The following is an 18,578-nucleotide window of genomic DNA, read 5'->3' as shown; positions in this document are numbered from 1 at the left end:
CAAGCCCCGAAACATGGGGCCTCTAGCGGAAAAGGTTGTTGAAAGTTGCTGAAAATATGTCCCGGTTAGTCGGGGTTTCAGCAACATTCCAGCAACCTTTTTTGTTTCCCCTCTCAGCCCGTCCGGGCAATCTCAATTCCCCGCCAAAACTATTTCAATCTTTCGCTTGCATAGGAACAATGTTCCACTTATAGTTAACCCATGCCAGCCACAACGGCGAGGCGAACCGAAGGAGAGACACCATGCGCACCCCATTCCAGTTCGGAAAAACTACTGTTTCCATGGTCCGCGCAGAGCTGAGCGCTGCCGACCTCGGGATTGCCGGTCCAAAATCTGGCAAGGTTGTCGCTGTCGAGTGGCGGGTTATCTACACCAAAGACGGACGCGACAGCATCCATATCGTGCGAGCTACCGAGGCTGAGGCTGATGCCGACATGGATGCGATCAGGAGCGAGGCCGTCAATGAAGCCTGACGCCTCAAGCCACAATCCAGACCCTCGCTACCTGCGCGGGCTGGTTGAGCGCAGCAGCCTGAGCCAGCGCCGGATCGCTGAGCTGCTAGGCATCACCGACCGGGCTATGCGCTACTACCTGAGCGATGAGGTGAGCGCGACGTTCAGGCCGGCACCCTACCCTGTTCAGTTTGCGCTGGAGTGTTTGGCATCGAGCGAGTCATAGGCCCGCTCACATGCCCTACCCGCTACTCCACGCCGATCAGCTTCTGCCGCCAACTCTCGACCTGCTCGCTCCACCTCGATGAACAGGTCGGCGAGCACATCGACGGCACTGGCGGCTGCCTGGCCTCGCTGGGCAGCGATGGCATTGCAGGTGGCGCCACGGGAGGCGCGTAGACGGTCGATCTCCCGCTGCAGCCCGCCAGCGCGCTCATCAGCATTGCGAGCATCAGCGCTCGCCCGCTCCAACTCTCCCCTCGCATCATTCCGTATCCCCTCGAATTCACGTTGTCGGCGCTGCTCCTCTGCGCGTGCGGCCGCCTCGGCAGTCGCCACCTGCCCGGCCAGATCGGCGCGTTCGGTTGCCCAGTCGGTTTTGAGCTGCGCCAGATCGCTCTGCAGCCCAGCCACCCGCCACTGCTGAACCCCGGCGACCAGCACCAGGGCGAGCACCCACCAGGCCCAGCTGGGGACCAGCTTTGCCCAGGCGGTCATTGCGCATCCTCAAACATCGCCCTCTCGGCGGCGCGGCGCTTGACCAGCCCTGGAAGAATTTTTCCACCGCCATGCACCCACCGGTCGAACTGAACGGCGGCTCCCGCATAGTCCCCGGCGTTGAGCTTGCGTAGCAGCGTCGAGTCGCGGAATGCGGTGCCGCCGATGTTGAATACCAGCGAGGCCAGTGCATCGAACTGGTGCTGGCAAAGATGAACCGTGACGTAACGCTCGACGTCCCGCTCTGCGCCGTGCAAGTCCTCACGCAGGAACTGGACAGCTTGATCTGCGGTGATGGTCATTCCGGGCTTTACGCCCTTGGTATGGCCGTATCCAATGGTGGGGATACCAGCGCCATCATCGTAGGCGCGCAGCCGCAGCCCCTCGAACCGCTTGATGAGGTCAATGCCTCGTTGTGAGGTTTGCATGGTCACTCCTTTGTATGGCGGGCAGGCAGCATCGCGAGAGCGGGCGCGATGGCCTGGGCGCGGATCTCGTTAAGGGTCATGATTCCTCCGGGCATAAAAAAGCCCGCCAGGGCGGGCTAGGTGTAACCAATTACCATTTGAATGGTCCGCCAACCAGGCGACGATGCACCAGGGCTAAACGACCAAGTGCCCTGCACATCTGTTTCGTTAACTGCTTCGCGTGTTGCGCAGGCCACACGCAAAGGCAAGAAAGGCGATGATGCCGCCGACCTGAGATCCCATCCAGGGGAAATTGAAACTCCTGCAGGGATGTCTCCGTTTACACTTGATCTAGTAACGGCAGCAATCAAATACTGCCCGCGATTTGAAGGAGACGACTCAGGCATGGATATAGCTGTGTCTGATGAGGTGCCACTCTCTGAGGCGTGGCTGAGAATCGAGAGCGGGCTTGATCCTCTGAGGATGGTGTAATGAACAACAAATTGAGCGTTTGAAGACATTGTCCAGGTATGTGAGCTGCCAGGGTCTCCTGATGTTGCGGTCTTGAAGTAGACGCTAAGCTGCTGAGACCCTGAACCGTTTACACCGTTAAAATAAAATGTCCAACCAGATGGCGCAGTTACTGCAGTTGAGTGGTTTACTGTGGCGACCATTAAATCGCCTTCTGCAGCCGAAGTTGGGACAAACATTGAGCGTGAGCTTGATGACCCGCCTATAGTTGAATGATCGCCGATCACAAAATCAACTGTCTGAATTGGAAGAGGCAATAACCCACCACCAGTTGCGCCGAATCGATACGGGTTCAAAAGCATCAGACTTTCACCCCTATCAACGCGACCTTGAGGCCAGTTGCGGTGCCGTCGCCAATCTGGTCGATGTCGATAGTGATCTCAGCGTCATCAGCCAAGTTTGCATCGGAGATGACGGCCGCAGTCGCCGCCGTAGTACTGGTCTTTTCGGTGTTGTCGATGGTCAGCTTGGTGCTGAGTATCGACGTGCCGCCCTCGTTGATGTCGATGGTCAGAATCGAGCCGCTGCTCTGCGCCGTAGTCAGCGAGGCACGCACGGCTGAAAGCGTGAAGGCAAACGGCATGCGGAAAGTTACTTTGGCGGCGCCAGTTGCAAGCGCGGTAGTCTCGTCGCTGCACGCGATTATGATCGACTGCGTGACGGTCGCGTCGTTATCGGCATAGGTGGGAACTCCGCTAACAACCTTTAGAACCTGGCCGTTTGTTCCGACCGCCAGGCGAGTTGCTGCCCCGCCTGTGCCGCCAACGATGATGTCACCAGGTGTCGTCATCGGGTTGGCAAAACCGGTGCCACCGGCTAGAGAGGTGCCGTCTGCGCGCGTGTAATCAGTACATCGCCAGTTGCCTGAGCCGAGGCTTACGAACTCGGCAACGTCGCCGGCCGCAGTGATGATGTTCCCACCAGTTGGCAGGATTAGAGATGTGGCGTTGTGGGTGATCGTCAGAGCACCCTGGAAGATCAGTACTCGTTTGGCGCCACTTGCAATGGTTCCCAGCGATGTGATCGTCGTCGTGCCACTGATACTGATCGTGTTGGCAGCAGCGGCGCCGATGTTGACGGTCGAAGCCGAGGCCAGCGTAACGATGGGCGCCTCATTGAGGGCTGTGGACAGCGTGCCACCGGTGAATACCGAGCTTGGCAAGATAGTCCAGGCGCTGCCGGTGTACTTGTAGTATTCGTCCTCGTCGTTGACGTGCAGAAGCATCCCTTCGCGCGGAGTGACATAGGTCCAGGCATTCACGCTACTCAGCCAGTAGGCAAGCTGGTTTTCTCGGCCTGCCCATGCGCCAGTTGCCGTCGCCGTGATGATGTACAGGGAGCCGTTCGTTGGCGAACCTGGCGGCGTTGCGAGACGATCAGTAACAGCCCCCTGGACAAGCTGATCAAGCCGCGCAAGCGCCTCGTTGACGTTAAGGTAGTTTGCCTGGCCGTTGGCCGTCTCGGTGAGTCCGAGCTTGTTGGTAGTCACAGAGTCACCTCATAGGCATAGCCGCGCCCTACCACAGCACTAAGCTGGTAGATGCGGAATGTGATCGAAGATTGTGCAGAGCCGAAGTCAGTTACCTGATTGGCCGCGGAATACGTGAAGCTTGGCGACGTGACGCTGATTGTTCGCACCACGGCCGAACCGTTCATTACGTCGATCTGGTAGGACTCGCTGGCTTCACCGACTGGAGCCTCTACACCGTTCGTCCACCAGCTACTGCTCAGCCGGCTGCGACGTGTGAAGGCGCCCGTGAAGTTGCCGGAACCGTCGCGCGATCCACGCCCATGCACTGGGCTCAGGCACTCAAGGTTTACCCCGCGATAGGCAAACTGCACACTGTCGGCGTCATCAATGCTCTGTCCAGCAGTGACAGCACGATAGGTACGATCAATGCCAATTGACTCGACCGCCATACCGATAAAGGCGTTGTCTGGATCGTCCAGCAGGATGAACCAATCGCCCTCCTGGTGCAGGCCAGTCGCCCACTCAGTTCCCTTGTCGCCGCGCACGAAGTTGCTGACGGTATAGTTGCCATCTGTTCCGAGTGATGCCGTCTGGAAGCGCACAATCTCCCAGCGACCGTCCGCGCCGTATGCAGCGAAGTTTGCACCGGTCAGCATTTGGTCGCGAGTGATGCTCTCCAGCTGGCCAGAGCGCAGTTCAACCGAAAGCGTGCGCTGATCGATCAGAGTGCATGGCGAAGACGGCAGCGTGTTACGAGCGGTGCCTATCGTGCTGCTTCCTTGGAATCCCTGAATGTCGCTCCAGGTCTGGCCCTTGTCGCTTGACCTGAACATGGTTGCGCCAGGCCAGGACGTGGAGTCGCCGCAGACCGCTGAAACGAAGCCAACAGCGTTCTGGATCGTCTCGTCGATGACGGGAATATCGAGCACCACTAGGGTGCTATCACCATCGAGTTCGACAGTCCCGTCAGGCGGAACACCTTCTGTTCCAGTCGCATCCGGCGCATACAGCGCAGCGCGATTCGGCCTTGCATTCACCGATAAAACGCCGTCAGCACCGCTTTTCACCGCCGCAAATCGCACTTCAAACAAGCTGCCGTCTTTGTCCTCAATCGTTACAACATCAGCCGGCTCTAGATCGCTGTGGATTGGTGGCAGGGTAATGCTGTACTCGTTGCGCTCAAGCCATGGAAGGAAGGTCAAAACCTCGGCCACACCTGCCGCCTCGTCGGCGTTCAGCACTAGCGGCAACTCACGATCAACGCGGTTTACTGCAGCTGTGTTCAGGCGCTCGGCGTACTGCTCGGAAATCGCATATTCGCGCGCTGCATCCATATACTTGATATTGGTCTTGGCCGGCAGCTGCGAATCCATCTCGCGCGAGTCGGCCAGCATTGCAACAGCCTCACCAGTGCTTGCGCCAAGATCCTGCCAAGGAATAGTCCTGACGCTGTTCTGGCCCCGAGGGACAAAGCGAATTTCATAACCGGATGGCACAACGTCAAACGGATATGCTGCCTGCAGAGGCTCAAGCGCGGATCTGATCGTTCCTCCAGACACATGGAAGCCGCGAACAGTGCTTGTCAGCAGGCTTGTATCCAGATCAGAGCTTGAGATCAGCGACGACAGCCCGCACTCAATTTGAACGACCTCGGCCAGCGGCACTGTAGATCCAAATGGAACAGCCCATTGAATGAATCTCCTACCAGCTATCGCGCCTTGGTAATCATTGAGCATTATCAGGCCTGACATTCCGCCGATCATTGCACTGATGGCCACGTTGTACTCAAGGTACTTAATGCCGTTTCTGATGCATGTGATGCGGATGTTTGTGTCGCTGTTCTTGTATGCAATGTACAGAACACCGTTTAGGTAGTACGGACAAACAGGTGAAGCAATTCCACCAGTACCAGTTATGTCCGGATAGTATCCGGACCCTAGCGTGACAGAATACGTCTGAACCTGCGAGAAATTTTCATCAAGAACATTATAAATTAGAGTTCCCGACGTAAACCGTATTTCGAAAGGCGACGTACCTGCAGTTGAGCCAAAAAATCCCGCTGCAACAGCAACGATTTCCGTTGTGGCTCCGTAAATGCTTTCGTCGTTTACATACGCCTTTGCAAAGCTCGAAAGAGCGCCTGGAGATATCGCCGGTGAAATCATCATCCGATAATGTTCGCCAACATCCCAAAACCATTGCATTGAACCAACACCCTGAGTGTTGGCAATGTACCTGCCATCATCTGCTGCCGCGATTTTATCGTTAGACAACCTGCTTGAATTGTATTGACCCCAGGCTCTGCGTCATAGCTTATTGCTGACTCCCAGGCGCCAGACTTTTCTACAGCATTAATATAATCGACCCTGTCATATGATTTTCCAAACTTCAAAGATGCAACAGTTAAGCTGCTAAACGTGCTTGACGTTGTGTATTTGAAGTTCTCAAGATTGCTATCAAACGCCACGCCAGCAATCTGAGTAAACGGTGGGATGCCATTTGGCGTAACGCTCATCACGACATTAACCGTCTCAAGCTGACGGTTTTTGATTATCTCGACTTTGAACTGAGCGCCTGAAGCGTGTTGCCATAGTCAGCAAGCTGGAAATCGTAGAAAACGAGATACGCGATACCGCGAAATGCCGAGGCGTTGCCAACGCCGACATTGGCCTCATATCGAGGGTCTGGAAGCTGATTGTCTGTACCGCGATACAGGCGCCATCCGGCAGCGCTTCGGTTTGACGCAATGATGGTGTCGAGATCAGACGACGAGTTGTTGTAGATCAGTTTGTCTGAGCACCATATGCGCCGCACTGCATCTATCTCGCCCTCACAAAGCGCCAGGGCGAATGTTGCTGAGTAGCTGTAGGTTTTGACAGTCGTCTTGCTGCCGCCGCCCTTCCCTCCTTGCTTTTCCTTACGCACGGTTTCACGTAAGCGGTTGTTCTCCAGCCAGATGATGTTCCCCGATATGCCAACGGTTCCGTAAACACGCGGCAGGAATGCACCATAGGTGCTGGTCTGGATCGATAGATCAGAGAGGCGCGGGCCTTCTACGGTTGGGCCTTTAGGTGGGTCAAGGGCGGCTCCAACGCCGGCACCCAGTGCGGCGCCCTGCAGCGCGCCCATTGGGCCGCCAACATAGAACCCAACTACGGCACCGACGATACCGCCAACTATCTGACCGCCAGAACTCATAGCGTGCCCTCAAAGCGGTAGACGTGAACGATACGCGCGCGCCACATGCTGGATATCCGGTGCTCTACAACGCTGCCGGCGTGCTCGTAGGAATGGATCATGGTTTCGCCGGCATGGATCGCTATGTGCTGCGGGGCGCCTTCAAACTTCATCAGGAGCACATCACCCTCGCGCGCATCGTCCTTTGGCACTCGGGCAAGGAAAGGCTGGCGGTCAATGCATTGCACCAGCAGCCCTTTATAGGGATTGCGCCCGTATGCCGGCTCGTCCTCGACAGGCAAACCAAAGGCACGACAGACCAGTACAAATACCCCGGCGCAATCCACGCCAACACCAGGCGCGCGCCCTTGGTGCCGGAAAGGCGTGTCGATCAGTTCGCGGGCGGCGGCGACGATATCTGCGGTTTTCATTTCCGGCCCCTTTGCTGATAGACGGAAGGAGATGGCAAGTGATCCTGGCCGCCGTAGTTGACCTTGTTGCTGTACTTGTCTTTGCACGCTGCAGGCGTCTTGCGGCACCCGGGGATCATTTCGTACTCGTCGCCTATCTCTGGCAGATAGAACATCGCCTCATGCAGTAGGATCGTGCCGTTTGAGGTGTAGGCCTTGATTTCCAGCGGCTTCAAGCCAGCGTTAGGCCCGGTCGTGAAGCGAATCGCGCCGTAGGCGAACCAGTCATTGGCTTCGGCCCTGGCGGAGTCGCGGAAATGGTATTGATCGGTGACCGAAGTCAGCGTGCCGGTGACCTTGAAGTCGGCCAGCGCAGGGCCGTCAGGGTTGGCGCGTGGTCCGGTGCACCGGCTCTGAGATACAGGCAGGGTTCGCCCATCAAGCGTCTCATCAAATAGCGTCCACGGGCATGACGGCGAGAACGAGCGGCCGACCGACTGGCTCAGCACGTCAATTGCACCCATGATCTGGACCGTATAGCGGTCGTCGTCCGTGTTTACTTTGCCGAAGAATCCAAGTCCGATGGGCTCTTCGTCCTCAATCGGATCGGCCCAAGATGTGGCAAACAGGTAAACGCGCGCGTTGTCGTAGACGCCGGCTTTGAGGGCGTCACGGCTAATCGCACCCAGCTGCAGGATTCCCTGCAGATCCAGGCTCTGGCTGGCGAAGGTGGTCGTGGCGTCAATCCCGGAGAACTCATACCCGCTTTCGGTCAAGTAGATCTGGCCATTGCTCATGGCCAGGTCTACCGGGTAGCCGGCCAGGCGCACTATCGGCGAATCGTTGGCCGGCTCAATGCGGACGCAGTAAACCCGCGTCTGCCAGTCTGCGACGTGTGATTTCATGGAATGGGCTCAGGGGTTGAGTATTTCGACAAGGCGCAGGGTGCCGGCGCCGTATACCGAGTTACCGAGGGAAGAAACGCGAAAGGAAGAATCAAACGCCGCTGGAATATCAAACTCACAACCACCGGTGACGATGTCTGTTCCGGTATCCAGCGGATGTGTCTGCAGCGTTCCGCCGCTGACATAGGCACTGAACAGAGCAGTATTGATGTTCACCGTTACCTGGTTGCTGCTGGGCTTGGCCACGATGACCCCGCGTAGGCCGTTGATCTGCGTCATGCCAGTCACGCCGCTGAAAACAACTGACTCGCCTACTAGAAAGGTATTGCTGCCAACATCCACCACCGCCTGTGCGGCCTGACTGATCGCGGTGATGGCGCGCGACTTGTTGACTGCCAGGGTGATACGCCCGGTGGTGGTATCCACTGACCATTGCGCCGCGGGCAGGATCTGACCATTGACAGCAATAGCTACTTCGTCTGCGACGGGCTTGTAGATCAACCGCTTAGGACGCCCAATGCTGGCCAACCCTGGCTTGTCTCGGCCGTACTCTTTCTGCAACTGGTAGACCCCGGCGCTTATCTTAAGCAGCGCGCAATCTGTGCCGGCATAGACTGAGACACCATCTATTGCTGTGGTGAAGTCCTTCCAGGCCTTAACCCTGAAGCCAGCAAAACCACCGTAGGTGCGGTGATAAAGGCTAGCTATCTCTTGCTCCAGCCCTGGGCCGTGCTGAACGAAATCAACCTCAAAAATCCGAAATGGCAGGGCATTCTTCAAAGAAGAATAACGACCACCTCCAGATGTATTGACCACGTCGACAAAGTAGCTGTCTTCATACTCTGCGCCCAGGCGAACGCAAACGCTGAGCCGCTCTTCGATGAACTGCCCCATCAGGTGTACCTCGTGGAATCAGCTACCGCCCGGGCGATCGCTCTGGATATGGTGGCCTGCGCCTCTCGAACCTGACGCGCATCTCGCATGCCGGACAAGTCGAAGTTGTTCTGCACGCTCACCGATCTTCCTGAACCAGCAGCATCGTTTGATGCCTTGGCGATGGCCCTGTCCAGCTTGTCGGCCGTGGCCTGGCGGCCTGTTACGGCAGCAGGCCCAGTGACGATTTCCGGGCCGCGCTCGCCGACAATGCCCCACTGGCCGGCTGCGATGCTGCCACCAGAGTCGAATAGCCCGGCAAAGGCAGAAGCAAGGCCACCGGCACCAGCACCACCAGCAGCACCGCCAACCGCACCCAGAACGCCCTGCGCCAGGTTTGCTGTTAGCTGTCGGGCTGCAATGCGCGCCAGGTCTTCAATGATGGAGTTAGCCAGATCCTTGAAGGAAAGCTTGCCGGTAGTGGCAAAGGTCGTGAGGGTATCTTCCAGGCCATTGAGTACGCCGGTAGTCAGGTTCTCGAACTGGCTGGCCAGATCTTTCGCGCTGTCGATGTAATCTTCGATTGCCCGCTGAGCTCCAGCCAAGGCGCTTGAACGTGCCTCGTCCTTCCTGCGCTCACCCTCTTCAACGATGGAAACTTCCTGCTCCATCGCCTCGCGCAGGGCTTCCAGCCGAGCCTGGTAGGCTTCATCTGAAAGGGCATTATCGGTGCCCTGGGCACTGGCAAGCTCCTCCAGCCGCTGCGCGTACTCTTGCTGGATGGCGTTGATTTCCCGAAGCAGATCAGCGCGCTTCTGCCCTAGCCCAATGGCCTCGACCTCGATGTCTACTGCATCCTGGGCCAGCTCAACCTGGTTGCGCAGTGCGGCAGTGTACTGGTCGGTGTCGCGCGCTTCCTGCAGCGCTTTCTTCTGCTTCTCGAATGCATCCACGGCATTCAGCGCAGCTTCAGCCTGATCAAGCTGAGATTGCGTTGCACCATCGAGCGCCAGCTTGAACAAGGTTTGCTCGCGCGTGCTCATCCCAACTGTGGCAGCCTGCAGTTGCAGCGCTTCGATTTGGGATTGAATCGCGTCAGTTGCTTTCTTGGTCTTCTCGCTGTTCTGATCAATAACGATTCCGGCTGACGTACCGCGCTGCCGCCCCTGTTCAAGAAGATCGGCAATCAGCTTGATGCGCTTTGCGTAATCAGTCTCGGCGCCTTCTCCAGAGCCGGCAGACCAGATGCCATCCAACACCTTGGCGTAGCCCTCGACGCTGCGGCCAACGTCATCGAAGCCAACTGCCAGGGCGCCCTTGAAAGCGTCGAAGTTCTTCGCAACCTTGGCACCGATCACAGGCGCGGCAAGAGGACCCAGCAGCAGGTCGCTAGCCTCGACGCCAGCCGCGGAGAAGCCAGCAGCCAGGGCGCCGATGCTCTTGCCGACCGCCTGGAATGCCGCATAGGCGCCGAACGCGGTGGCGGCCAAGCCTTTGAGGATGTTGCCGAAAGTCTGACCGGCCTCCTTGGCGATATCCGTGCCACCTGCAACAGTGAATAGCTCGCCGGACAAGTCCGCGAGTACAGGCAGCAGGCCGGCCACGATCTGGTTGCGCAGTCCATCCATGGCTTGGCCAGTCAGGATGGAGACCGCCTGCAGCTCAGTGGCAGCGCGGATGGTGTCGTTATCGAGGATGGCACCGGCGGCGGCGGCCTGGTCGCCCAGCAGCTTGAAGCCCTCGGCGTTGTTCTTCAGCAGCGGCAGCAGCGCCGTGGCATCGCTGGCGATGGCCTCCAGGTAGAAGGTCATGTCCTGCTGGCTGGCACCTGCCTTTTCCAGGCTGGAGACATACAGCCCAAGAGCCTCGGGGCCGGACAGCTTGCGGAACTGCTCCGCAGTGACGCCGACCTTCGGCGCCACGTTCTCGAAGAAATCCGCCAGCGCACCGCCGCCGGTCTGCAGGAAATCGCCGACCTTGTCGTTCACATCCTTGAAGATATCGCCCAGCTTGTCCTGCTCGATGCCCACCGCCTGGGCACCAGCGGCATAGCGCTGGAACTCCTCCGTCGATGAGTTCGATACCTGCGCAAGGCGGCTGACCTCATTCGCCGCGCGAACCGTGTTTACCGTCAGCACTGCGAGGCCGGTTGCGGTCGCCACAGCCAAGCCGGCAATGGCCTTGCCAGCGATATCAGCCGACTTCCTGATGTCGGCCATCTTCTTCTGAGACTCGCGCGCAGCCTTGTCCAGCGGCCCAGTAAAACCGCCGATCTTGGCTACTAGATCAAGCGTCAGCGTGCCGAGGTTCGCGGCCATTCATTTTCTCCGGGCAATAAAAAACCCGCCGAAGCGGGTTTGGTGTAGTCGGTGCTGCTACTCAGCTTTCATGCAGGTTAGATATGCCTGGTTTCCGAACTCAACGGTTTCTCGCTCAATCGAAGATCGCGTAAATCGCCGCTCTACTTCATAGGCGCTCAAGACCAGTTGCCTTGTCAGATCATCAAATCCATCCTTCTGTTTTTCTGCGGCTCCGATCATCACATCGATCGGGACGCCATCCTGTCTAGCCTTCATCACCTCCCGCGCGACCTGTGCCGTTTTTCCGCAAAGATCGTCGGCAGTGGCTGCCGCCGGCACACATAGCGCAACCAGGAAAAGCATGTGAAATCGCATAGATATCCCCCTAATGAAGAGAAAATTAAATCTAGCATCACAGCCTTCCCACAGCATCAATGCCATGTCGCCATGGCCTGTTCAAGAGTTACAGCAGGCTCTTCCTCGTGCGGCATGAAGTCGTAGAGCTTGTGGCCGCCGTTCTTGCTATGAGCGTTTGCGTACAGTGTGGCCAGCAACGCCGCGCCACGCTCTACGCGCATGCCTAGGTGAAGCGAGCCGCGCTTGCGGCGGTAGCGCATCCAACTACAGAACTCGGTATAGCTCAGCCGTTGCTGTGCCTCGGCGATGGTGCGGCCGCCGATGCCGCACAGCACCAGCTCGTGCCACACCTCTTCTAGCTCGCCGAGGTCTTCGGCTTTCCCGGATTGTTTACCTCGCCAATCACCTGCAGCAGAGCCATGGTCAGGTTGCCGTCAAGGGCTCCGCCGGTGCGCTGGGGCAGACCGTCACCGCCGAGCATCGGCTTACCATCCTCGCCTTTGACGATCGGCCCATCGGTAATGTCCTCGGCAGTGAACACCTGCTTTCCGTGCTCGTCGCAAATGCTCGCGGCGATACGCCCGGCCACGCCATCCGTTTTCCCGTAGATGGCGCGTAGGTCATTCACGGCGGCCTGGTATGAAAGGGGGCGAACGTAGACCGTGGCGGTGTATTCGGTTTCGCCCTGCTTCCAGGTGATTTCCTTCTCCACCGGAGCGCCGGTAAAGGCGCCCGCTTCCTTGAGGTTTTCGAGTGTCAGTTTCATGCTGGTTCCTTACGCAGTTTTGCGAATCCAGGCCGAACCGCCTGAGCGCTGGATGGTGGCCGCAGTGGTGACGACAGTGTTTGCTGCGAAATCGAACGGGAAGTCGCTGACGTAGCCGCGGAACACGAACCAGGTGCGAGTTGCGGGGAGGACGAAATCCCAATTGCCTTCGATGTCTTCCTCGGCAGTCGGCACAACATCCTTGCCATCAGACCAGCCCACGGCAAAGGCGATGTCTTGATCTTCCTGGTCGTCCGACTCGGATAGTTGGTACAGGCGGTAGTGCGAGTCGTTGCGCGGGTCGGCGTTCAGCGTCAGCGACGCCTGGCCCGGAGTACGCAGGCCGCGCAGGTATCTGCGCACGGTGTCGCTGAGACAGGTTGCCTCGATTTGGTCGGCTGGGTTGCCGCCCGGGGTGAAAGCGGTAGCGCACTCGATCTCGATCACTTCGTGCTGATCGGTCGGGTCGCCGCTGGAATCCAGCGCGCGGACCAGGGCGTAAATCTGAGTGCCTTGGGCAAGGATGGCCATGGTGTATCTCCTGTAGCGGGGTTTCTTGAGGTACAAAAAAACCCGCTCTAGGCGGGTTGATTGGGGTGGTGCTCGGTTATCGCTGGACGATCCAGGCGACATCAAAACTAAATCGGTACTTCTTGGTCTCTTGGTCGCGCGCCTCGCCGCGCCAGGAGGTCACGTAGGCAACAGGCTCGATTGCGTCGCGTAGCGCCTGAGCGACCGCCCTGGCTGACGCCGCAGTGTCCGCGTAAACGTCGACCTGGGTGTTGTAGCTATCGGCGTCCGGCAAGGTGCCCAGGTAGTTCTCAGGCTGCCCGCCGAATCCCTGCCAGGCGACGTATGGGTAGACCACGCCTTGCGGCGCCTCTCCGAATGGGTAAAGCCGTACCGGGTTGCTGCCGATCAGCGCCTTGACCTGAGCCGAGGATGAGCACACTGCGAAGATTGGTGCGTACATTAAACCCCCTGCGCAGCTTTCTTCTTGGCGCGTTTTATCGCCCGGTCGATAGCCTTCTCATACTCGTTGACGAAAGTTTTTGTCACCGCACTGATATTGTCAGCCAATGCGCTGCGCATGAATGGCTGTGCGCGCATGTTCTCGGTGCCGAACTCGAGCAGACGCCAGTGCGGCGTTGGTCCGTTAAGACCCTTGTCTGGGTTGCCCTTCTCCCTGATGACTGCGCCGTGCATAACCCCGATGCGGAAACCAAGGTCGCCGGTGCGCTTGAACAGGCGGCCGTTCCAGCGCAGGCCGATGTTGGCAGCGATGGAGCGGCCGGTCTGGGCATCGTCAACTCGCGCGGCGCCCTCCTTGGCCTTGTTGGCCACCAGCTGCGCCGCCTTACGCAAGGCAGAGCGGCCGCCCTTACGCTTCACGTCGTATGTGACGGCCTCTAGCTTGCCAAGTAGGCTGTCTAGGCCGGTGATGCTGAACTCGATTGTGTCAGCCATAGCTCGGCACCCAATCTGCTTTGATGCCCCACGGGCGGGGCTGGCCATGGAAGCATACGATCGTCGCGCCTTCCGGCAGCTGGCCGTTGCCCTGGCCGCGCGTGGCCTGCTGCTTGGTGCAGACGTGGACCTTGTAGCTGATCACGTCGCCGGGGGTAGTCGTCCTGCCAGCGGGCTGCATGTGGCAGGCAATCGCCGATCAGCTTCTGATCGCCCAGGCTACCGCAGCGTGCCATATGGCCTGCTGGGTCTTTGATCCACTCCTGCCAGACGATGTCTCGATCAGCAGCTGATAGGTACATCAGCCCCGACGCTGGGCGCTCGGGAAAGTAGAAATCGCTGAGCATCGTGGTCCGGCCGGCAGACGCAAGCCGCTCAATGTCGCCGACAACGACCGTATCCAAATCGAGATAGAACATGTCGCCGTAGATGTCAGGACGGAACAATTCCATCTTGCACCACCAGCCCTGCCAGTCGTGCAGCATCGTGATTGTCTGAACGCCAGGGATAGGAACGTCGCTCAGGCAAACCAGTTTCGGAATTCTCCGCGCCAGGGCCCGCACGTGCTCTGGGCGGTACTCGCCGCCGCTGCGCAGCACGCAGATATTCAGCGCCATACGCACAGCTCCAGATCGGTGTTGTAGTGCGGGTACGGTACACGGATAACCTGGCTCACCGGGCCAATCAGGGCTTCGTACTCGGCCCGCTCGCGGTTGAACACTGGCGGAATACCTGGCTTTCTCCAGCGGCGTCCCATGATTTCTCCGATGACAATCCGAGGGTACTTCTTGAGCTGGTCGATCATCGCCGGCAGTTTCGCGTCAGGCACATGCAGCAGGACGGTATAGGCAAGCACCGTATCGGCCTGCTGCCATTCCTCGACGTACTGGTGCAACGGGTTGTCGCGGCGTGCTTTCGCCAGCGCTGCGGGGTTTACATCCATACCTACATAGGCGGATGGATCGAAAGCCGGAGAGAGCCGACCGTCACCGCAACCGACCTCGAACACGGAGCCAGAGCACGCCTCGCGCAGCGACTCGAACAAACCAATCTCCGGGAAGCGCTTACCGCGCGGAGTCAGATGGTCTAGCTCAATGTTGGAGCGCCAGTAGCAATGCTCAACCGGAGCACTGGGGGGCTGCCCAAGCTCATCCTCGAGGATGCCAAGCGGGTACATATCCAGGGCCGTGGCCCGACTGCAGTTCACGACCTCTACGCCAGTGATTCGGCGGGCGTCTGCGCGAAACTGACCGTAGAACTTTGGCAGGCTGACCGCGTTGCCCAGCGGCTTCTTGTGGTCGCCATGCCAATGTCTGGCACCGCCTGCGCCAACCTGGCAGTCATAGCCCAGCATGATCACCCGTGCGGCGCCACGGTGGGCTGCCAGCAGAATTGCCCCAGAGCCGCTATTGCCGCCCTTGGGCGACGACGAACACGGTACGCCGAGCACGTCATGAACGGCTGTGAGGCGTTCGCCGGCAAACTGCGGCTTCATGACTTCCCACCACTTGCGGTCCATGGCGTACAACACGTCTGCCCATGGCGCAAGCTGGTAGGTGTTGTTGGTCACGACCACGCGCCGATTGTCCGCGGCTTCGCGCCACTGGCGCACGATCTCAACGTCTGCGGGAGCGAGCGATGGACCAGAGGCCATGCAGACCACCGTCATACCGGACCAATCAGCCATTGTTCACCCCAGCGCTCACCGGAACGGTGAAGTACTCCAGGCCGCTGTCCTTGTCCGGCAACAGGCCGGCGATGTTGTAGACAGTCGACTTGTGCAGAATGCGCATTGAGGCATCAAGCCCTTCGCGGTAGCGCATCGTGATCCTGGCGACGACCTGCGACTGCACAGCCTGCGCTGCGATGAACTCACGGGCGCTCAGAGGCTCTATGGCGGCAGGCACGTTCGGCCATACCGTTACCCAGGTCGGAGTCACATCGCCCGTGTCCGGGTCTTGCACATCCTGGCGGGCCTGGATGTCCACCCTGTGCCGCAAGCGGCCTGCCTTCAGTGCCATTACGCTAGCGCCGGGTCGCGGAGCGGATACAGGAGCGCGGTGACGGGCTTCGGCAGATAACCGGCCTCAAACGCGCCATCGGGGTTCTCGTCGCGATCCTTGTACAGATAGCCGATCAGCAGCAACGTGGCGGCCTGCACTTCCTCGGCAATGATCTTGGCGCCTGAGGAATCGCGCTCATAGACGGGATCGCCGCTGGAGTTGACAACATCGTTGCCGTCGCTATCCGCCTCGATCTTGAACGGAGAGCCAGACTTCAGGTAGTTCTTGACAGCCCGAGAAGCGGCGGTGATGTACAGCCCAATCAGGTTGTCGTCCTCGTCATGGTCCATGTTCAAATGTGCCTTGGCGCGCTCAAGGGTGACGTACATCATTTGTCGTCATCCTCATCACGGATTTTCACGCCCTTCTTCGGGTCATGTCTCGATGCACTCTCGCGAAGGTCTTTCCCGTCGCGGCCTTTCTTCACGGCCATACGCCAGTCAGCAGAAGAGCCCGGCACGCCTTCGGGCGCGTCCTTCTGCGCGATCCAATAACAGCCGCCATAGGTAGTGCCGTCGCCGGTTTCGTATTGCGCTGCTTTCTCCGCGCTGAACACGCCACGGTCCAGAACAGCAGCAATCTTCAGCGACTTCTCAACGACTGTTTCGCCTGCCTGCAGCTTGACGGTTACGGTGCGCCCGTCATCGCTAAGCGACAGGTCGAACGACTCCAGCGGCAGAGCGTCTCGGCCGTTCTCCCCGTTTTTCGGAATAGGCATACGGTCAGCGGCCTTCTCGAAGGTTTCGCGAGCCTGGCGCTCCCAGGACAGGGTCAGGTCAGAGAACCGGCGCTCGAAGGTCGCGGCGACTTCATCGATGCTTGGACCCTTCGGCAGCTCCAGCGACTTGACCAGTCCGTCTAGGTGGGCGCGCAGCACATCCATGTCGGCGTCGCGGCCTGGCTGAGGCTGAGGCAGATCGGCTACGGCCTTGCTGACCAACTCGGCCAGCACGGGGCGCACATCATCGACCGTGACGGACTTGCCATCTTTCGGCGGCGGCACTTCTTCTACGGCCTTCGACACTTCTTCGCGGATCAGAGGCGCAACGTCCTCAACGGTCACGCTATTTCCATCTGCCGGCGCTGGGATGGCCTTCACCAGATCGTCCAAGTGCGCCTTGAGTGCGTCCATGTCCGCATCGCGGCCTGGCTCGCCGTCTTTCGGCGTAGGAACGAGCGCGGCTGCCTGCTTGGCAATTGCCTCAAGGTCAGGACGCTCGGCCAGCGCTTTCTCCAACTGGGCAATGCGCTCAATCAGCGGCGCCGTGGCTTCACGGACAATGGCGCCCATCGCCTTGCCGAATTCTTCGGGGTCGATCATCGGGTGGCCTCAGTGCGTGCGGCTTGGACGAACTTAAGACGAAACAGCTCGGCCTTAACCTGTTTTGATTCTTCTATAGCAGCAGACAATTCTGCCCCTTGCGCTGGATCAGGTGCCGGAGCTGGGCTCGGAAGCACGTTGTTGCGAACCTGATCCAACGGCATGTCCTGCATCTGCATGTACACGGTATCGCCGCCATCAAGCGGCGGCAGGTTGAAGCTCAGACGCGCGTTGTTGATCGTCTCAATGCTTCCGTCGATCAGGGTCCGGTGGTAGTCGGCTTTCTTGCCCGCGTCCATCCGCATGAGCACAGATTCGTCCATGTCGATCTTGTACGGCTGCGCGTTGAGCCCATCGGTCAAAAGGCACTCCATGGCGTGGATGTGGGTCTGCAGAGCGTCGTCGTAATACAGCTGATTGATGGCATCCACGCCCAGGCCAGAAGGGATGCTGCCAAGTCCGACTTTGAATGGAGGAATGCCGAACGGCTGGCAGATCTGCTCATCTGAGTAGCGCAGTTGCTCGACCATTTGCGAGTCGACCGACTTCGATGCCAGTGACATGAATTTCAGGTCATCGCCTACAACGGCGACCTTGCCCGAGTTGGCCCCACTGAAATTGCTGTTCCAGTAGTCAGCCAAGCGCTTGGCTGTGTCATCACCGATAGACCCGGGCGCCGACAGGATGCCGGATGGCTGGGCGTTGTTCGCGAAGAACTCAGCGGACGACTTGATGATTCGCATGTTCTTCAGCGCCGGCCAGTGCGCAGCAGCAATCGGCGGCAAACCAATCAGCGGGTGAAACGGGCAGACGCAGCGGTCGTGGATGATCTCCGAGGCCGGAACAATCAGGCGCTCGTCGCCACCGTCTGGCAGCAGGTTCAGATTGTCGGTATAGAGCTGGTAGAACACTTCGCCCGAGTCAGACACCAGCGGCATAACTCGGCACGGGTCGAGGATGTACAGGCCAACCACAACGCCACGGCTTCCACGCTCCTTCAGAACATACGTGTTGCCCTGGCTGAGCTTCGACAGGGACCAGTACTCGCGGAACTGCTGCCCGGTCTGGTAATGGTTCGGCTTACCCAGCACCGGGGAGTAGGCCGGGTTTTCTACCGCGTCCCAAATGCCGCTGCTGTTGCGCGCCTTAAGTGAAAATGGAAGCTTTCCAATGTCCGTAGCTATGCGAGAAACGCAGGCGTACAGGGTCGGGTACTGCAGCAGCGAGTCAAGCCGCTCTTCCTTGTTGCGCTGCCAGGCGCCAGTGAATGGCTCACGGATCAGCGGCCACCAGCCGCGAGAGACAGGCACATTCTGCATGGCCTTCTGGCGGCGAGTGACTTCAAATCCGAACAGGCGCAT

25 protein-coding genes are annotated in these 18,578 nt (G+C 59.0%); 2 read left to right on the top strand and 23 right to left on the bottom strand.

What is annotated here, in order from left to right; genetic code table 11:
• Positions 1-242: 242 nt before the first annotated feature.
• Together BAY1663_RS10435 and BAY1663_RS25165 are read left to right on the top strand one after the other, a co-directional pair.
• The gene (locus BAY1663_RS10435; RefSeq protein ID WP_037040282.1) at positions 243-473 is read left to right on the top strand and encodes a hypothetical protein; all 231 of its coding nucleotides are present in this window, start codon (positions 243-245) and stop codon (positions 471-473) included.
• Positions 463-678, top strand: coding sequence for a hypothetical protein (locus BAY1663_RS25165; RefSeq protein ID WP_037040279.1), 216 nt, complete (start codon positions 463-465; stop codon positions 676-678). The genes BAY1663_RS10435 and BAY1663_RS25165 overlap by 11 nt, the downstream gene beginning before the upstream one ends.
• On the opposite strand, the gene BAY1663_RS10425 is transcribed toward BAY1663_RS25165, so the two are convergent.
• From BAY1663_RS10425 to BAY1663_RS10325, 23 genes are all read right to left on the bottom strand, one after another.
• A complete protein-coding gene (locus BAY1663_RS10425) occupies positions 639-1,169 on the bottom strand; it encodes a DUF2514 family protein (RefSeq protein WP_037040276.1) in 531 nt (176 codons plus the stop codon). The genes BAY1663_RS25165 and BAY1663_RS10425 overlap by 40 nt on opposite strands.
• Complete coding sequence (locus tag BAY1663_RS10420; RefSeq protein ID WP_037040273.1) at positions 1,166-1,597, bottom strand: lysozyme; 432 nt, start codon at positions 1,595-1,597, stop codon at positions 1,166-1,168. The genes BAY1663_RS10425 and BAY1663_RS10420 overlap by 4 nt, the downstream gene beginning before the upstream one ends.
• A gap of 116 nt (positions 1,598-1,713) precedes the next feature.
• Complete coding sequence (locus BAY1663_RS23680) at positions 1,714-2,409, bottom strand: hypothetical protein (protein WP_128576230.1); 696 nt, start codon at positions 2,407-2,409, stop codon at positions 1,714-1,716.
• Positions 2,409-3,596 carry a DUF2793 domain-containing protein gene (locus BAY1663_RS23015; protein ID WP_051497120.1) on the bottom strand — a complete coding sequence of 396 codons (1,188 nt, stop codon included), beginning with the start codon at positions 3,594-3,596 and terminating at the stop codon, positions 2,409-2,411. The genes BAY1663_RS23680 and BAY1663_RS23015 overlap by 1 nt, the downstream gene beginning before the upstream one ends.
• Positions 3,593-5,782: a phage tail protein gene (locus BAY1663_RS23675; protein WP_128576228.1), complete on the bottom strand. Its 2,190-nt coding sequence runs from the start codon at positions 5,780-5,782 to the stop codon at positions 3,593-3,595. The genes BAY1663_RS23015 and BAY1663_RS23675 overlap by 4 nt, the downstream gene beginning before the upstream one ends.
• Positions 5,743-6,096 (bottom strand): hypothetical protein, encoded by a 354-nt coding sequence (locus BAY1663_RS23670; RefSeq protein ID WP_128576226.1) that lies wholly within the window; start codon positions 6,094-6,096, stop codon positions 5,743-5,745. The genes BAY1663_RS23675 and BAY1663_RS23670 overlap by 40 nt, the downstream gene beginning before the upstream one ends.
• Before the next feature lie 32 nt (positions 6,097-6,128).
• Positions 6,129-6,707: a hypothetical protein gene (locus BAY1663_RS10400; RefSeq protein ID WP_128576224.1), complete on the bottom strand. Its 579-nt coding sequence runs from the start codon at positions 6,705-6,707 to the stop codon at positions 6,129-6,131.
• 65 nt (positions 6,708-6,772) lie between these two features.
• Positions 6,773-7,186 carry a C40 family peptidase gene (locus tag BAY1663_RS10395; RefSeq protein ID WP_037040264.1) on the bottom strand — a complete coding sequence of 138 codons (414 nt, stop codon included), beginning with the start codon at positions 7,184-7,186 and terminating at the stop codon, positions 6,773-6,775.
• Positions 7,183-8,070 (bottom strand): DUF2163 domain-containing protein, encoded by an 888-nt coding sequence (locus BAY1663_RS10390; protein ID WP_037040262.1) that lies wholly within the window; start codon positions 8,068-8,070, stop codon positions 7,183-7,185. The genes BAY1663_RS10395 and BAY1663_RS10390 overlap by 4 nt, the downstream gene beginning before the upstream one ends.
• Positions 8,071-8,079: 9 nt before the next feature.
• Positions 8,080-8,964, bottom strand: a complete 885-nt coding sequence (locus tag BAY1663_RS10385; RefSeq protein ID WP_037040259.1) for a DUF2460 domain-containing protein — start codon at positions 8,962-8,964, stop codon at positions 8,080-8,082.
• The gene (locus BAY1663_RS10380; RefSeq protein ID WP_051497119.1) at positions 8,964-11,261 is read right to left on the bottom strand and encodes a phage tail tape measure protein; all 2,298 of its coding nucleotides are present in this window, start codon (positions 11,259-11,261) and stop codon (positions 8,964-8,966) included. The genes BAY1663_RS10385 and BAY1663_RS10380 overlap by 1 nt, the downstream gene beginning before the upstream one ends.
• Positions 11,262-11,318: 57 nt before the next feature.
• Positions 11,319-11,684, bottom strand: coding sequence for a hypothetical protein (locus tag BAY1663_RS10375; RefSeq protein WP_128576222.1), 366 nt, complete (start codon positions 11,682-11,684; stop codon positions 11,319-11,321).
• Complete coding sequence (locus tag BAY1663_RS10370; protein ID WP_037040254.1) at positions 11,675-11,950, bottom strand: hypothetical protein; 276 nt, start codon at positions 11,948-11,950, stop codon at positions 11,675-11,677. The genes BAY1663_RS10375 and BAY1663_RS10370 overlap by 10 nt, the downstream gene beginning before the upstream one ends.
• Positions 11,951-11,955: 5 nt before the next feature.
• On the bottom strand, positions 11,956-12,366 hold the full coding sequence (locus BAY1663_RS10365) for a phage tail assembly chaperone family protein, TAC (protein ID WP_037040243.1): 411 nt from the start codon (positions 12,364-12,366) through the stop codon (positions 11,956-11,958).
• Between the two features lie 9 nt (positions 12,367-12,375).
• Positions 12,376-12,897: a phage tail tube protein gene (locus tag BAY1663_RS10360; protein ID WP_037040241.1), complete on the bottom strand. Its 522-nt coding sequence runs from the start codon at positions 12,895-12,897 to the stop codon at positions 12,376-12,378.
• 76 nt (positions 12,898-12,973) lie between these two features.
• Positions 12,974-13,339, bottom strand: coding sequence for a DUF3168 domain-containing protein (locus tag BAY1663_RS10355; protein ID WP_037040238.1), 366 nt, complete (start codon positions 13,337-13,339; stop codon positions 12,974-12,976).
• The gene (locus tag BAY1663_RS10350; protein ID WP_037040236.1) at positions 13,339-13,833 is read right to left on the bottom strand and encodes an HK97-gp10 family putative phage morphogenesis protein; all 495 of its coding nucleotides are present in this window, start codon (positions 13,831-13,833) and stop codon (positions 13,339-13,341) included. Before BAY1663_RS10350 ends, BAY1663_RS10355 begins: the two co-directional genes overlap by 1 nt.
• Positions 13,797-14,450 carry a hypothetical protein gene (locus tag BAY1663_RS23665; RefSeq protein ID WP_128576220.1) on the bottom strand — a complete coding sequence of 218 codons (654 nt, stop codon included), beginning with the start codon at positions 14,448-14,450 and terminating at the stop codon, positions 13,797-13,799. Before BAY1663_RS23665 ends, BAY1663_RS10350 begins: the two co-directional genes overlap by 37 nt.
• Positions 14,441-15,520, bottom strand: coding sequence for a trans-aconitate 2-methyltransferase (locus BAY1663_RS23010; RefSeq protein WP_051497118.1), 1,080 nt, complete (start codon positions 15,518-15,520; stop codon positions 14,441-14,443). Before BAY1663_RS23010 ends, BAY1663_RS23665 begins: the two co-directional genes overlap by 10 nt.
• On the bottom strand, positions 15,513-15,854 hold the full coding sequence (locus BAY1663_RS10340; protein WP_037040234.1) for a phage head closure protein: 342 nt from the start codon (positions 15,852-15,854) through the stop codon (positions 15,513-15,515). Before BAY1663_RS10340 ends, BAY1663_RS23010 begins: the two co-directional genes overlap by 8 nt.
• Entirely contained in the window at positions 15,854-16,228 is a 375-nt protein-coding gene (locus tag BAY1663_RS10335) for a head-tail connector protein (RefSeq protein ID WP_037040231.1), read from the bottom strand. Before BAY1663_RS10335 ends, BAY1663_RS10340 begins: the two co-directional genes overlap by 1 nt.
• On the bottom strand, positions 16,225-17,217 hold the full coding sequence (locus BAY1663_RS10330; RefSeq protein ID WP_037040229.1) for a hypothetical protein: 993 nt from the start codon (positions 17,215-17,217) through the stop codon (positions 16,225-16,227). Before BAY1663_RS10330 ends, BAY1663_RS10335 begins: the two co-directional genes overlap by 4 nt.
• Complete coding sequence (locus BAY1663_RS10325) at positions 17,214-18,578, bottom strand: phage portal protein (protein WP_037040227.1); 1,365 nt, start codon at positions 18,576-18,578, stop codon at positions 17,214-17,216. The genes BAY1663_RS10330 and BAY1663_RS10325 overlap by 4 nt, the downstream gene beginning before the upstream one ends.

Origin of the sequence: Pseudomonas sp. BAY1663, assembly GCF_000582595.1 — a bacterium.
Classification (GTDB): domain Bacteria; phylum Pseudomonadota; class Gammaproteobacteria; order Pseudomonadales; family Pseudomonadaceae; genus Stutzerimonas; species Stutzerimonas stutzeri_AF.
Note: the sequence above shows the minus strand (reverse complement) of the source record. Positions and strands in the feature narration are given on the sequence as shown.